This is a genomic window from Streptomyces sp. NPDC127119, from assembly GCF_042677425.1.
GTDB lineage: Bacteria > Actinomycetota > Actinomycetes > Streptomycetales > Streptomycetaceae > Streptomyces.
This window is the reverse complement of sequence record NZ_JBHXTO010000112.1, coordinates 17,780-31,252: the sequence shown is the minus strand read 5'-3', so window position 1 is coordinate 31,252 and position 13,473 is coordinate 17,780. Positions and strand designations below refer to the sequence as shown.

The following is a 13,473-nucleotide window of genomic DNA, read 5'->3' as shown; positions in this document are numbered from 1 at the left end:
GGCCGATGGTGGCCGGCCGCGCAGTCCCCCGCGCCCCTCAGACGCGCCTCTCAGGCGCGCCGGTCAGGCTCGCCCGCGGGCGAGCCGCCCCGCCAGCGGCGGGATGACGACGGCCGCGGCCACCAGATGGGACACGGCCAGCACGATCTGCGTGGACGTGGCGGTGTGCGGGGCGACGGCCGGGCCCGCCAGGGACAGCGCGGTCAGTGCGACGGTGATCACCACGAAGGTACGGGCGGGCCGCCCGGCCCAGCGGGCGAGAGCCATCGCCAGGACGACCCCGACGACCGACCAGAACAGCACGCCCATGGCGAAGCCGCCCACCGGAATCTCGGCGGCCTCCGTCGCCCCGGGGCCGGCCGCCTCCATCGGCACACCGGCGCCGCGGGCGACGAGAGCGAAGGCCTCGGTCACCAGCGCTCCGGCGATTACCGCGAGGGCGCCGACCTGCCACACGGGACGCGTGCCGAGGGACTGGGCGAAGGACTGGTTCCGGGACGCGATGACGCTCATGGCAGAGTCTCCTGTCGGCAATTCCTGGGTGGTTGGCCTTACATGGAGTCAGACCGGAGCGGGGCCAGGAACTGAGCGGTCACCGGGCAACTTTTTTAAGGTCGGGCCGGGGGCGGACCAGGCCGGAGCCAGGCCGGAGCCGGGTCGGGCCGGTGCCGGGCCGGGCCCCGGCTCAGGTTCCCGTCACCGCCGCGGCGGCCCGCCCCGCCGCCCGTCCGGAGAAGAGGCACCCGCCCAGGAACGTTCCCTCAAGGGACCGGTAGCCGTGGACGCCGCCCCCGCCGAACCCGGCGACCTCCCCGGCCGCGTACAGGCCGGGCACCGGTGTGCCGGCCGCGTTCAGGACCCGGCCGGAGAGGTCGGTCTGGAGGCCGCCGAGGGTCTTGCGGGTGAGGATGTTGAGGCGAACGGCGATCAACGGACCGGCACTTGAGTCCAGGATCTTGTGCGCCGCCGCCGTCCGGCTGATGCTGTCCCCGGGGTAGGAAAGGGCGTTGCGGATGCCCATGACCTGGAGGTCCTTGGTGTACGGGTTGTCCATCTCCCGGTCGCGCGCCTCGATCTGGCGCTGCAGGCCGGCCAGGTCGATCAGTCCGTCGCCGGTCAGCTTGTTCATGCCGCGGACGAGTTCGGACAGGGTTGTGGCGACGATGAAGTCCACGCCGTTCTTCTTGAACTTCTCGATCGGCTCGGGCGTCTGCCAGATGCGCGAGAGCAGCTTCCAGATGTTCTTCTCGGTCAGGTCCGGGTTCTGCTCGGAGCCGGAGAGCGCGAACTCCTTGGCGATGATCTTCTGCGTGGTGACGAACCACGAGTAGTCGTACCCGGAGGCGGTGATCGACTTGAGCGTGTGGAGGGTGTCGTAGCCGGGCATGTCCGGCGCGCTGAACCGTTTGCCGGTGGCGTCGAACCACATGGACGACGGGCCCGGCAGGATACGGATGCCGTGCCCCGGCCAGATGGGGTCGTAGTTCCTGAGTCCCTCGGTGTAGTGCCACATCCGGTCGGGGTTGACGATCCGGCCGCCCGCCTTCTCGGTGATCGCGAGCATCCGGCCGTCCACATGGGCCGGCACGCCGGTGATCATGGTCTTGGGCGGGGTGCCGAGCCGGGCCGGCCAGTTCTGCCGTACGAGGTCGTGGTTGGCGCCGATGCCACCGGAGGTGACGATGACGACCGGGGCGCGCAGCTCGAACTCGCCGACCACCGTGCGGGAACTGGGCTTCCCGCGGGCGGCGCCGCTCGGCTCCAGAACGGCGCCCCGGACACCGGTGACGGCCCCGTTGGTCGTCACGAGCCCGTCGACGCGGTGCCGGAACTTGAAGGTGACCTTCCCGTCCGCGACCGCCGCCCGCACCTTCTTCTCGAACGGTTCGACGACCGCGGGACCCGTGCCCCAGGTGACGTGGAAGCGCGGCACCGAGTTGCCGTGTCCGTCCGCGAGGCCGCCGCCGCGCTCCGCCCAGCCGACGATCGGGAACCACTGCACGCCCAGGCCCGCGAGCCAGGAGCGTTTCTCCCCGGACGCGAAGTCCACGTACGCCTCGGCCCACTTGTAGGCCCAGTGGTCCTGCCCCGACGTCTCGGTGATGCCGCGGTCGAAGCCGGCGGTGCCCAGCCAGTCCTGCCAGGCCAGTTCCTGGGAGTCCTTGATGCCCATCAGCCGCTGTTCGTCGGAGTCGACGAGGAACAGGCCGCCGAAGGACCAGAACGCCTGACCGCCGAGGTTGGTCGCCGGTTCCTGGTCGAGGAGCAGCACCCTGCGGCCCGCCGCGGCCAGTTCCGCCGTGGCGACCAGGCCGGCCAGCCCGCCTCCGACGACGATCGCGTCCGCGTCCGAGGCGGCGGCCGAGGCCGCGAAGGCAGGGGCGGTGGCCTGCGCGAGGGCGGTGGCGGCGAGCGCGCCGCCCGCCGCCGTCAGGGCACGGCGCCGAGTGATCGCGGCCAGGGCCGGTGAGTTCTCCATGGACTGCCTTCCGGAGGAGACGGAGGAGATGCAGGACGGGAAAGGGGCTACGGGCTACGGGCTACGGGCTACGGGCTACGGGCTACGGGGGATGTTCCTGGGACTGCCGCACTGTTACCGTCGGTAGCCCACAGGGAACCAGGTCGTCACAGCGATGTGGTAGTGGCCGGACACCAACGTGCGGACGGCTTCGTTGTGGCCCGGCGACAGCGGCGCCGACCGACCACGCGCGGGCCGCGGAGGGAGAATCGACGCATGGCTGTCGTCCACGAGCGTGAACCGGTCACCGAGATCCTGCGGACGATGGCCGTCGACGACGACGTGTGCGGCGAACTCGTCCGTGCGGCCCGCGCCCACTCCCCCGAGGTCGCCCGGCTCACCGAGGCGGAGAGCCGCTCCCACGTGAGGGCCATGGTCCGCGCCGCCGGCGAGTGGTTCGCCACCTTCGACGGGGTCGAGCAACAGGACTTCACAGCGGCCCTGTTACTGGGGGCCGACCGGGCAGGTCAGGGTGTCGCGATGACCGCGGTGCTGCGCGGAGTCCAGGCCGGGCTGGGCCGGGCACTGGAGATCACCGTCGAGCGCTGCCGGGCGGCGGGAGTGCCGGACGGCACCCTGCTCGGCGTCGTCCTGCGCCTCAACGAGTACGGCAACGCGATCGAACGCCATGTGATCAACGGCTACCGGGCCGCCGAGCGGGCCACCCCGCACGAGAGCGCCGAGGTCCGCACGAACGTCCTCCGCAGGCTGCTGGTCGGCGGAGTCGTGCCGTCGCCCCTGGAGATGGCGGGCGCCGGGATGCGGCCGGGCGGCGGACCGCACCACTGCGTCGTCGCGGACGCCGGCGACCCCGCGGCCGTCCGCCTCCTCACGGACCGGCTCTCCGGTCTCGGCGCGGTGTCCGGCCCGATCGAGGGACGGCTGGCCGGCCTGTGCCGACGGATGCCCGGGATCGGGGAAGCGGGAACGTCGGCCCTGGTCGTGGTCTCGCCGGCCGCACCTCTGGAGGAGATCCGCCCGCTGTACCGGCTCTGCGTCCGGGCCGTCGACATCGGTGTACGGCAGGGGCGTCAGGGCCTGTACGAGCTGACCGACTTCGCCGCCGAGATCGCCCTCGCCGACCAGCCGCTCCTGGGCGCGCACCTGAGCGCCCGACTCCTGGGCGCCCTCGACGAATCGGACGCCTTCCACCGCCAACTCGCGGTCACCGCACTGACGTTCCTCGACAACGGCCGCCGTCTCGACCAGAGTGCGACGGCCCTGTTCACCCATCCCAACACCGTCCGCTACCGGCTCGGCCGCCTCCAGCAGATCACCGGGCACCCGCTGACCGACCTCGCGTCCGGGCCGCTGGCCGAACCGCTGAGCACCCTGCACTGGTGGTGGGCCCTGACCACTTGGCTCCGCCACGACCCGGAGCCGCTGTAACCACCCCGGTCAGCTGCCGAGTTCGGGCCTGCGGTCCCCCTTGCGGTCGCGGCGGGCCAGCAGACGCTGGGCGCGCGTCAGACCGTTCGGGAGGTTTCTGCGCAGCGCGGCGCGGGCGGCGTTGGAGCCCGGGGCCCCGTGCACCCCGCCTCCCGGATGCGCGGAGGCCGACGCCAGGTAGAGGCCCTTGACCGGGGTCTCCGGGCGCCCGGTGCCCGGGACGGGCCGGAACACGAGCTGCTGGTGCAGGGCCGTGGTGCCGCCGTTGATGGCACCCCCGTGCAGATTGGCGTCGAGAGCCTGGAGGGTGGGCGGTGCCAGCACGCGCCGGGCCCGGATCAGGGAGCGGAACCCGGGCGCGAAACGCTCGACCTGCCGCTCGACCCGGTCGGCCATCAGCTCCTGCTCCCTGGTGTCCCAGCTCCCGGTCAGTCCGTCGTCGCCCGCGTCTCCCTTGATGCGGTGCGGGACATGGGTGTACGCCCAGGCCGACTCGGTGCCCTCGGGAGACCGGGTGGGGTCGGCGGTCGTCATCTGCCCGAACAGCGCGAACGGCCGGTCCGGTACCTGTCCCATGGCGACCTGTGCCGCGAACCGGGTCAACTCGTCGACGCCGTCCGCCAGATGCACGGTCCCCGCGCCGACGGCCCCGGGGGCCTGCCACGGCACGGAACCGTCGAGGGCCCAGTCGACCTTGAAGGTGGCGAAGTCCCACTGGAACCGGCGCAGATCGGCCAGCACCTGCGGGGGCAGGTCGGCGCTGTCCACCAGTTCGCCGTACAGCGCGGGGGCGGACACGTCCGCGAGTACGGCCCGGCCGGCGGACACCGTCTCGCCACCGGCCGTGCGCACCGCAACGGCCCTGCCCTCCCGGACGACGACGCGGCTCACGCGCTCCCCGCACCGGAGCACCCCGCCGTGCTCCTCCAGCCGCCGGGTCAGCGCCCCGATGAGGGCGCCCGAACCGCCGACGGGGACGGGAAACCCGTACGTCTGGCCCAGCATCGACATGAGCCAGCCGAAGCCGCCGCTTCCCGCGGCCTCGGGGGCGAGGTCGGCGTGCAGCGCGTTGCCCGCCAGCAGCAGTCTGCCACCCTCGCCGCGGAACTCCTCCTCGCCGAGCCGCCGTACCGGCAGTATCATCGACCGGGCCAGGCGCAGCCCGCCGGCGGTCCGCAGGCGCAGGGCGAGCCGGGCGCCCGCGCGGACCGGCGGGAAGGGGGTGAACAGCGCTTCCAGCAGGTCGGGGCGCAGCCGTTCCCAGACCCGGTGCAGTTCGCGCCAGGCGTCGCCGTCGCCGTCGGCGAAGACGTCCAGGGACGCGGCGGTGTCGTCGAGGTCGCGTCCGAGCACGGCGCACCGCCCGTCGGACAGCGGGTGGGCCAGTACGCGGGGCGCATGGCTCCAGCGCAGCCCGTACCGCTCCAGGTGGAGTCCGGACAGGACCGGGGAGGCGGCGGCGAGGGGGTAGAACGAGCTGAAGAGGTCGTTCGTGAAGTCCGGGTCGACCCCGTGGTCGTGCCGGACCGCGCCTCCGGGCTCGTCCTGTTCCTCCAGGACTTCGACGCTCCAGCCCTCGTCGGCCAGGAGGTTGGCGGCGACGAGCCCGTTGGGACCGGCTCCGACGACTACCGCGTCCGGCATGAATGCCTCCCGTCCCGGTCCCGTGTCGCACGGCCGACGCCGGTCATGCCGGCCTCGGCTCCGCGCGGGCGGGCCGCGACTCGCTCGTCCCGTTCTCCTCGCACACGTCGGCCAGCCGCTTGAGCATGGCCCGGTGCCGCACCTGGATGAGTCCTTCCACGGCCACGTTGTGCAGGGCGCCGCCGGCCCCCTGCAGCGGATGCTCGTCGATGATCACCAGCGTGTACTCGCCCCAGGGCCGCAGTTCGATGGCGATACGGGCCGTGCCGAGGGGGCCCGCGATCGCTTCCAGCTCCAGCTCGCGCTCCTCGACGCACGCCCGGACGACGGACTCGTTGCGCAGGGTCCAGAACCCGACCCGCACCTCGTAGCCGATCGCGGCGTGCACCTGCGGCCACCGACCGCGCACGGGGTACGAGGACGCCGTCCCCACGACCCAGTCCGCGTACCGGGTGCCGTCGGCCAGGACGGTCCACACCTCGCGCGGGCTCTTCTTGATGAGCCTGTGGCGTACGGCCACCTCTGCCTCCCTCGTGTCGCACCCGTCGGTAGCGGAGTGATCGGTGCCGAGTCCCCCGGCATCCGCGGTTCAACCGACCGGCGACCTGCCCCTGCCGATGCCGTCGCGTGTGCCGGTGCTGCCGGAGTCGTCCGCCCGGCCGCCCGCGCCGAGCAGGCCGGTGGGGCGGAAGGCGTCCCGGGCCGCCAGCCGGGGCAGCGCACGGCGCGACACGCGCAGCACGACCGGCGGCAGCGCGACCCGGCCGAGCTGGGCGGCGAGCAGCCAGCCGGGCACGTACACCGACGTGCGGCGGCGCTCGACGGCCCGCACCAGCTTGGCCGCGACGTGCTCCACCGGGTAGACGCGGCGGGCCGGGGGCGGCATGTGGCCGCGCAGTTCGCGCAGCACCGCGTGCTGGTCGGCGTCACGGATCATGTCGGTGTCGGTCCAGTTGAGGTAGGCGATGCCGACCGCGACACGCTGATGCGCCACCTCGGCCCGCAGGGAGTGGGCGAAGGCCTCCACGCCCGCCTTGGAGGCGCAGTAGGCGCTCATCATCGGTGACGCGCCGATCGAGGCCAGGGAGGCGACCTGGAGGTAGTAGCCCGCCGTGTCCACCAGGTCCGGCAGGAAGGCGCGTGCGGTGATCGCGCTGCCGGTGAGGTTGACGTCGATCACCCGACGCCAGGACGCGGCGTCCGACTCGGCGAAGGGGCCGCCCTCGGCGATGCCCGCGTTGGCGATCACCGCGGAGGGCTTGCCGAGGGTCGCGCGCACGCCTCGGGCCGCGTCGGCCATACCGGCGTCGTCGGTGATGTCCACCTCCCAGGCGACCGCGCGGGTCGGCAGTTCGGCGGCCAGGGCCTCCAGGGCCGGTTTCTCGTGGCCCAGGAGTGCGAGGTGGGCGCCTCGGCGGGCCAGGTCCCGTGCCAGGGCGGCGCCCAGGCCGCGGGCGGCTCCGGTCACCACCACGGTGCGGCCGCGCAGGGGGTCGTGTTTCACGGGTCTCCCTTGGTACGGGCTCCTGTCGGCTCCCGAGCCGCTGGGACGATTTCCAGTGACGGGCTTGCCCGGATGCGGGCGGGTTCGCCCGTTTCCATCGGACCACGAGTCGGTGTGCGCCGCCCGGCGTCGGGTCGCGCGCCGACTGCGGGCCGGTGGGGGCCTGTCGCGGCCCGGACGGGGGCGCGGCGGTATCAGGGAACTCAGGGGTCTCGTCAGAGTCATTGACGTGGTCGGGGCTGGACCCTAATTTCTGATCGATCTCCCGAACCGTGTTCGAAATACCGACCCACGGCATCCGCCGGGGCCCTTCGTCACGCCCGCACCCGCTTGGAGACCACGATGAGCGCACGACCCCAGCCGTCCCGGCGCCTCTTCCTCGGCGTGGCCGCCGCCACTCCCCTGGCCGCGTCCGGCGTACTCACCCTCGGCGCCGGTACCGCCCACGCGGCGGACTCGGCGTACGTGATGTGCTACTTCACCGAGTCGACCAGCCTCGGCCTCGGCACCGACTACGGGCTGCATCTCGCCGTCAGCACCGACTCGCTCAACTGGACGCCGCTCAACCAGAACAACCCCCTGGTCACCCCCACGGCCGGCGCCCTCGGCCTGCGCGACCCGTTCCTCATGCGCAAGCAGGACGGCACCTTCGTCGTCATCGCCACCGACCTCAAGGGCACCGACTGGAGCTACAACAGCCAGTACATCCACGTCTGGGACTCCGCCGACCTGCGCACCCTCACCGGTTACCGCCGGCTCAAGCTGCACGACATGACCACGCACAGCTGGGCACCCGAGGCGTTCTGGGACGCCGGCCGGGGTCAGTACGCGGTCATCTACTCCTCGGTCAACTCCAGCGGCCACAACGTCATCATGGTCAACTACACCAGCGACTTCGTGACCGCGTCGGCGCCTCAGGTGTTCTTCGACCCCGGGTACGACGTCATCGACGGTGACATGGCCGTCGGTGTGAACGGCTACAACTACCTCTTCTTCAAGAAGAACGGGACGCTGGTGGCGGCGAGGTCCACCTCCCTCAACCCGGGCAGCTTCACCGAGTTCAGCGCGGGCGTCGCGCACGGCGGCACCGAGGCCCCGACCGTGTTCAAGTCGCTGACCAGCAACAACTGGTACCTCTGGGGTGACACCTACACCCCCAACGGGGTCTTCTACGCCTGGCAGTCCAGCAACCTGGCCTCCGGCACCTGGACCGCGCTCGACCAGAGGACCTACACCCAGCCGGTCAACTCCAAGCACTGCGGCATAGCGACGATCACCACGACCGAGTACAACAACCTGCTCACCAAGTGGGGCGCCCCGACCTGGAACCGGCTCAAGTCGTACAACTACCCGGACCGCTACGTCCGCCACGCCAACTACGCCGCCCGCATCGACACCTACCCCTTCGACCTGTACACCGACTCGCAGTGGAAGCTCGTCCCGGGTCTGGCCGACAGTTCCGGTGTCTCCTTCCAGTCGGTGAACTACCCCACCCGCTATCTGCGGCACTACAACTACGCGCTCCAACTCGACGTCAACGACAGCACGTCGGCGTTCGCGGGCGACGCGACCTTCTACCGTACGGCGGGCCTCGCCGACTCGTCCTGGGCGTCGTTCCGCTCGTACAACAACCCCACGCGCCACATCCGCCACTCGAACTACGTGCTGCGCATCGATCCGGTCTCCACGGCCACCGAGCAGCAGGACGCCACGTTCCGCGTCGGGTACTGACGACCGGGCGACCGGGCGCGTCGCGTACCGCGCGTCAGTGATCGCCTATCTTGGCGCGTATGCAGTCATACACGATCGGCCAGGCGGCGCGTCTGCTCGGGGTGAGCCCGGACACCGCGCGGCGCTGGGCGGACGCGGGCCGGATGGTCACGCACCGGGACGAGGGCGGGCGGCGCCTCATCGACGGCAAGGACCTGGCCGCCTTCTCCGTCGAGCTCGCCAAGAGCGACGGCGAGGACGACACCTCGTACACCTCCGTCCGTAACGCCTTTCCCGGCATCGTCACGGCGGTGAAGCTCGGTGATGTCGCCGCCCAGGTGGAGATCCAGGCCGGGCCGCACCGGCTGGTGTCGCTGCTGACGCGGGAGGCCGTGGAGGAGCTGGGTCTTGAGGTCGGGGTGGAGGCCACTGCCCGGGTCAAGTCGACGAACGTACATATCGACCGGGCCTGAACGGTTCGCGGGCGGTCAGGTCCGGTTCGCGTTCGACCGTCCCGGGGAGCCGGTGGCGGTCGAGTCGAGATACGTCCGCAGCAGTCCGTCCAGTGCCTCCCGTACGCCGGCCCGGCGCGCCTCCGTCAGGAGTGCCCCGGCGAGTACGGACGGCGGGTCGTCGGGGCCTGTCACCAGGCCCACCCGCGGCCCGTGGGCCGGCCCGTCCAGCGGTACCACCCGCATTCCGTCCGGTACGCCGAACATGTGCAGCCACGCGTGCGAGATCACGCTCGACCAGCGACCGCCGGGGAGGTGCGCGTAGAGGCCGGCGACGCTGTCCGACTCGATCGCGGGGGCCGCGGTGGCCCCGTCGGCGGCGAAGCACTCGTCGATGATGCGGCGGTTGCGCATACGGGAGTTGAGCAGGCACAGCGGGAGCGCGGCGGCGGCCGACCAGCTCGCCGTCGGGGCGCTCCCGAGCGGGCCGGCGACCGGGGTCAGCAGCATGTACCGCTCCTCGTACAACGGGAGCCGCCGGACCCCCCGCAAGGAGTCGTCGTCGAGGTAGGTCATGGCGGCGTCCAGCTCGAACTCGGCGAGACCGTGGGTGATGTCGGCCGAGGACAGCGACTCGATGCTGACCCTGGCCCGGGGGTGGCGGTCGCAGAACGGCGTGGTCAGGAGCGAGGCGGCGGGCAGGGCCGTGGGGACCACGCCCAGGCGCAGGGTGCCGGTCAGTCCGTCACCCAGGGCGGACAGTTCCTGGCGGAGGGCGTCGCCCTCGGCGAGGATGCGGTGCGCCCAGGCCAGCACCACCTCGCCCTCCGGGGTGAGGCCCTCGTAGCGCCGGCCGCGTCGCACGATCGGCACGTTCAGTTCGTGTTCGAGACGGCGGATCGCCGCGGACAGCGAGGGCTGGGAGACATGGCAGGCAGCCGCCGCGCGGACGAAGTGACGCTCCCGGGCGAGGGCGACCAGGTATTCCAGCTGGCGCAGTTGCACGCGTGACCTCCCAGGGGCACCGGGCCCTCAGTGTCCGGATCCCGGCATCCGGGCCTCGGCAAGGAGACGTAGGAGCCGGCCGGTGCGCGTCAGTCCGTGCGGCGCACGGCCCGTGCCAGGAAATGGTGGGCCGCGTCCTCGTAACAGTCCAGGTCCCAGCCCGCCGCGTGCAGCGCCGGACCCAGGTTCTCCTCGGCCAGCGGGTCGTCGGGGTCCAGGGCGCGGCCGTGGCGGGCGGCCCGTTCGGCGCGGCCGGAGGGATGGAAGAGCAGGAGGACACCGCCGGGAGCGGTCACCCGGGCCCATTCGCGCAGGGCGGTCGCGGGATCGGGGACATGGTCGACCAGGCCCGCGCTGAAGATGCCGTCCAACGACCGTGCGGGCAGCGGGAGTCGGCACGCGTCGGCCAGCACAAGTCCGGTGCGTCCCTCCCCTGCGGCGGCCGTGAGCATCGCCGGGGTGAGGTCCGCGCCGAGCACGACACCCTCGGCGCCGACCTCGGCGCGCAGCGCGGGCAGGGCACGGCCGCTGCCGCATCCCACGTCCAACACCCTTTGCCCGGGGCGCAGTTGCATACGCGAGACGGCGGCCGTGTAGCGGGGGCCGTCGACGGCGAAGCGCTCCTCCCACGCGGCGGCCCGGGGGGTGAAGAAGGCGCGGGTCGTGGTCGCCGTCGCCCGGGACGCGGCCAGGGTGGCGAAGCGTTCGAAGACGGTGTCCCGGTGCGGGGCCAGTGCCGCGAGTTCGTCGGGAGCGGCGTCCTGGAGGTCCGGGGCGGTCGCCGCCTCACCCGGGAAGGCCGTCGCGAAGGCGTCGACCGCCTCCTTGTCCACCTCCAGGTGGAACTGCGTCCCCCAGGCCGAGCCGCCGATCCGGAACGCCTGGACCGGGTAACGGTCGCAGGACGCCAGCAGGGTCGCGCCGGCCGGGAGGTCCATGGTGTCGTCGTGCCAGTGCAACACGCGCAGGCGCTCGGGCACTTCGGCGAACAGCGGATCGGTGACCGCGGCCCGAGCCGTCCGCACCTCTCCCCAGCCGACCTGCCGGCTTGCTCCGGGACGGGCCGTGCCGCCCGCCGCGACGGCCAGCAGTTGCGCGCCGAGACACACCCCGAGCACGGGCACCTCCGCGTCCAGCGCGGCCCGCAGCAGGGACAGTTCGGCCGCGCGGGTCGGAAAGGCCGGGGAGTCGTCGTACGCCGCCATGGGGCCGCCCATGACGACCAGCGCGGCCAGTCCCCCGGGTGACCCGGGCACCGGGTCCCCGGCCCAGGTCCGGCACACGCTCACCGGCAGTCCCGCCGCCGCCAGCGCGGTGCCGAGCGCGTACGGGCCCTCGTGGGGCAGGTGCTGGACGACCAGGACGCCCGTCGGTTCGGTCCAGCTCACAGAAGGTAGCCACCGTCCACGCGGATCGCGCTGATGCCGCTGATGTGCCGGGCACCGCAGCGGTCCTGAGGCAGCACCAGCTGCGGTCCCGGGCCGTCGAGCGGGCTGTCGTCGATGGTGACCGCGAGCAGGACGGGGGCGCGGCCGAAGTCGGGGTCGATCTCCGCCCAGGACAGCAGCGCGTGGTGGCCGTCCCGGCCGGACACCGCGATCAGGAAGCGCAGGCGTTCCTTGCGGCGGGCGGGGTCGAAGCCGGGGCCCGCCGCCGTCAGTACGTCGTGCAGCAGGGGTCCGGTGAACCGGTGCCGCTGGATGCCGCTGGTCGCGCACTCGAAGCTGACCTCGGTCTCGTGCTGCGGCCAGGCGAGCAGGTCGGACACCGTCAGCCGGGCCGGACGGCTCAGATCACCGGTGAGGGCGAGCTCCGCCACCGGACCGGCGGCCGTACCGGCGACTGCGAGGGACTGACTCACGGGCACCACCTCCCGGATGACCGTACCCGGACGCACGCCCCGTGCAAACGCACATGCCAGCCGGTCTGATCCCTGATCCCGCTGGTGCGAAGCGACAAGAGACTTTGACCTTGCATCTGCGGCAGTATCATCTACGCGTGCGCACCTCCTGTTCCCGGCCCGGCCGGTGAGGGCTGCGCCCAAGGTCAAGAGCCGGGGCGCAGCCCCGCTCTTGAGGGGCGCGGGGAACTGCGCGAACGACCCCCACCGGCCCGCAGACGAAGGGACAGGCCGGGGCGCAGCCCCGCCTTTCAGGGGCGCGGGGAACGACGCGAACGGTCCGTCAGGACCACAGATGGCAGAAGGTCCGTCAGGACCACAGATGATGGTGTCCGTGAGGACCAAAGGGAGTGGACCCGTAATGACCCGTACCGCGCGCCGGACCCGTAGGACCCGCCGGACCCTTCAGGTGGCCGGTGCGGGCGCCGCCGCCCTGCTGGCGCTGAGCGCCTGCTCGTCGTCCGACGACGACGCGTCCGACTCCTCGTCGGCGAAGTCGGACGCGTCGGCGTCCGCCTCCTCGTCGGACAAGCTGTCCGGCACGGTGACCGTGTTCGCGGCCGCCTCCCTCAAGGAGAGCTTCACGACGCTGGGCGAGCAGTTCGAGAAGGAGCACCCGGGCACGAAGGTCACCTTCAGCTTCGGCGGCAGCGACTCGCTGGCCGCGAGCATCACGGGCGGCGCCCCGGCGGACGTGTTCGCCTCGGCCAGCCCCAAGACGATGAAGATCGTCACCGACGCCGGGGACGCGTCGGGGACGCCCGCCACCTTCGTGCGCAACGAGCTGGAGATCGCCACCCTGCCGGGCAACCCCGACAAGATCGCCTCCCTGAAGGACCTCACCAAGTCGGGCCTGAAGGTCGTGCTGTGCGACAAGGAGGTGCCCTGTGGCGCCGCCGCGCAGAAGGCCCTGGACGCCAGCAAGCTGAAGCTCACCCCCGTCTCCTACGAGCAGGACGTCAAGGCGGCGCTGACGAAGGTCGAGCTGAAGGAGGCGGACGCGGCGGTCGTCTACAAGACCGATGTGCACGCGGCGGGTGACAAGGTGGAGGGCGTGGAGTTCCCCGAGTCCGACGACGCCATCAACGACTACCCGATCGTCCCCCTCAAGGACGCGCAGAACACCGAGGGCGCCAAGGCGTTCATCGCGCTGGTGCAGTCCGCCGAGGGCCAGAAGGTCCTGACCGAGGCCGGGTTCCTCAAGCCGTGACCGTGCCCGTCGACAAGTCCGGCGCCGCGGCCGACACCCCCCCGGGGGGGCCCGGGGGCCCGGGCGGACGGGCCGGGGGAGGTGGCAGGTGGCGGGGGGGTTCGGAGCCTGAGGTTGGTGCCCGCCGGATAGGGGTTGGGG

At 72.3% G+C, this 13,473-nt stretch carries 12 protein-coding genes; 4 read left to right on the top strand and 8 right to left on the bottom strand.

Going from position 1 to position 13,473, the window contains the following annotated elements; genetic code table 11:
- Window positions 1-63 precede the first annotated feature (63 nt).
- Together ACFVH5_RS33275 and ACFVH5_RS33270 are read right to left on the bottom strand one after the other, a co-directional pair.
- Window positions 64-513: a DUF6069 family protein gene (locus ACFVH5_RS33275; RefSeq protein ID WP_385837430.1), complete on the bottom strand. Its 450-nt coding sequence runs from the start codon at window positions 511-513 to the stop codon at window positions 64-66.
- Between the two features lie 172 nt (window positions 514-685).
- On the bottom strand, window positions 686-2,479 hold the full coding sequence (locus ACFVH5_RS33270; protein ID WP_385837429.1) for an FAD-binding dehydrogenase: 1,794 nt from the start codon (window positions 2,477-2,479) through the stop codon (window positions 686-688).
- Window positions 2,480-2,734: 255 nt separating this feature from the next.
- Here ACFVH5_RS33270 and ACFVH5_RS33265 point away from each other — a divergent pair, with 255 nt between their 5' ends.
- Window positions 2,735-3,907, top strand: coding sequence for a PucR family transcriptional regulator (locus tag ACFVH5_RS33265; protein ID WP_385837428.1), 1,173 nt, complete (start codon window positions 2,735-2,737; stop codon window positions 3,905-3,907).
- Between the two features lie 9 nt (window positions 3,908-3,916).
- On the opposite strand, the gene ACFVH5_RS33260 is transcribed toward ACFVH5_RS33265, so the two are convergent.
- The 3 genes from ACFVH5_RS33260 to ACFVH5_RS33250 all read right to left on the bottom strand — a co-directional run bounded on the left by ACFVH5_RS33260 (window position 3,917) and on the right by ACFVH5_RS33250 (window position 7,055).
- The gene (locus tag ACFVH5_RS33260) at window positions 3,917-5,551 is read right to left on the bottom strand and encodes a phytoene desaturase family protein (protein ID WP_385837427.1); all 1,635 of its coding nucleotides are present in this window, start codon (window positions 5,549-5,551) and stop codon (window positions 3,917-3,919) included.
- Between the two features lie 43 nt (window positions 5,552-5,594).
- Window positions 5,595-6,071, bottom strand: coding sequence for an SRPBCC family protein (locus ACFVH5_RS33255; protein ID WP_385837426.1), 477 nt, complete (start codon window positions 6,069-6,071; stop codon window positions 5,595-5,597).
- A 69-nt stretch (window positions 6,072-6,140) separates the two neighbouring features.
- Entirely contained in the window at window positions 6,141-7,055 is a 915-nt protein-coding gene (locus ACFVH5_RS33250) for an SDR family oxidoreductase (RefSeq protein ID WP_385837425.1), read from the bottom strand.
- A gap of 342 nt (window positions 7,056-7,397) precedes the next feature.
- Between ACFVH5_RS33250 and ACFVH5_RS33245 the strand changes: the two genes are divergently transcribed.
- Both ACFVH5_RS33245 and ACFVH5_RS33240 read left to right on the top strand, forming a co-directional pair.
- Entirely contained in the window at window positions 7,398-8,786 is a 1,389-nt protein-coding gene (locus ACFVH5_RS33245; RefSeq protein WP_385837424.1) for a glycoside hydrolase family 43 protein, read from the top strand.
- A 59-nt stretch (window positions 8,787-8,845) separates the two neighbouring features.
- Window positions 8,846-9,238, top strand: a complete 393-nt coding sequence (locus ACFVH5_RS33240) for a molybdopterin-binding protein (protein ID WP_385837423.1) — start codon at window positions 8,846-8,848, stop codon at window positions 9,236-9,238.
- 15 nt (window positions 9,239-9,253) lie between these two features.
- On the opposite strand, the gene ACFVH5_RS33235 is transcribed toward ACFVH5_RS33240, so the two are convergent.
- The 3 genes from ACFVH5_RS33235 to ACFVH5_RS33225 all read right to left on the bottom strand — a co-directional run bounded on the left by ACFVH5_RS33235 (window position 9,254) and on the right by ACFVH5_RS33225 (window position 12,083).
- Window positions 9,254-10,222, bottom strand: a complete 969-nt coding sequence (locus ACFVH5_RS33235) for a LysR substrate-binding domain-containing protein (protein WP_385837422.1) — start codon at window positions 10,220-10,222, stop codon at window positions 9,254-9,256.
- 89 nt (window positions 10,223-10,311) lie between these two features.
- Window positions 10,312-11,610 carry a methyltransferase domain-containing protein gene (locus ACFVH5_RS33230; protein WP_385837421.1) on the bottom strand — a complete coding sequence of 433 codons (1,299 nt, stop codon included), beginning with the start codon at window positions 11,608-11,610 and terminating at the stop codon, window positions 10,312-10,314.
- Window positions 11,607-12,083 (bottom strand): molybdopterin-dependent oxidoreductase, encoded by a 477-nt coding sequence (locus ACFVH5_RS33225; protein WP_385837420.1) that lies wholly within the window; start codon window positions 12,081-12,083, stop codon window positions 11,607-11,609. The genes ACFVH5_RS33230 and ACFVH5_RS33225 overlap by 4 nt, the downstream gene beginning before the upstream one ends.
- A gap of 400 nt (window positions 12,084-12,483) precedes the next feature.
- Here ACFVH5_RS33225 and modA point away from each other — a divergent pair, with 400 nt between their 5' ends.
- A complete protein-coding gene (gene modA, locus ACFVH5_RS33220; RefSeq protein WP_385837419.1) occupies window positions 12,484-13,332 on the top strand; it encodes a molybdate ABC transporter substrate-binding protein in 849 nt (282 codons plus the stop codon).
- Window positions 13,333-13,473 lie beyond the last annotated feature (141 nt).

Bases quoted from the DNA above. Each gene is read 5' to 3' on its own strand.
- ACFVH5_RS33275 (WP_385837430.1), bottom strand. From the start codon at position 513: ATGAGCGTCATCGCGTCCCGGAACCAGTCCTTCGCCCAGTCCCTCGGC.
- ACFVH5_RS33270 (WP_385837429.1), bottom strand. From the start codon at position 2,479: ATGGAGAACTCACCGGCCCTGGCCGCGATCACTCGGCGCCGTGCCCTG.
- ACFVH5_RS33265 (WP_385837428.1), top strand. From the start codon at position 2,735: ATGGCTGTCGTCCACGAGCGTGAACCGGTCACCGAGATCCTGCGGACG.
- ACFVH5_RS33260 (WP_385837427.1), bottom strand. From the start codon at position 5,551: ATGCCGGACGCGGTAGTCGTCGGAGCCGGTCCCAACGGGCTCGTCGCC.
- ACFVH5_RS33245 (WP_385837424.1), top strand. From the start codon at position 7,398: ATGAGCGCACGACCCCAGCCGTCCCGGCGCCTCTTCCTCGGCGTGGCC.
- ACFVH5_RS33240 (WP_385837423.1), top strand. From the start codon at position 8,846: ATGCAGTCATACACGATCGGCCAGGCGGCGCGTCTGCTCGGGGTGAGC.
- modA (WP_385837419.1), top strand. From the start codon at position 12,484: ATGACCCGTACCGCGCGCCGGACCCGTAGGACCCGCCGGACCCTTCAG.